The following is a 285-nucleotide window of genomic DNA, read 5'->3' on the forward strand; positions in this document are numbered from 1 at the left end:
GAATAGGTTGTGTTATGTGTGTTAATTTCATAAAGAATAAGGAGATGTATGATATGGAAAAGCAACACTTAGCATGGCACGAAACATTGGAGATTCACGAATTGGTTGCATTTCAGGCGAATGGATTAATGAAGTTGAAGAAAGTTCTTCCTGAAGTGACAAACCAGGAACTAAAAAAGATTTATCAAAAAGCAATTTCAGGGATAACAAATAATTTAAACGAGTTACTCGAGTTTTTCCCTAATATGCCTAGAAGTGAAGATGACACAGAGGAACGTAATGACA

The 285-nt window shown here is 34.7% G+C and carries 1 pseudogene; it reads left to right on the plus strand.

Annotated elements, in window-relative coordinates:
• Positions 1-53: 53 nt before the first annotated feature.
• A pseudogene (locus tag AOA60_RS23775) lies at positions 54-285 on the plus strand (spore coat protein); the annotation flags it as partial.

This window comes from Pseudomonas sp. 2822-17 (assembly GCF_002742485.1).
Lineage (GTDB): Bacteria > Pseudomonadota > Gammaproteobacteria > Pseudomonadales > Pseudomonadaceae > Aquipseudomonas > Aquipseudomonas cyclaminis.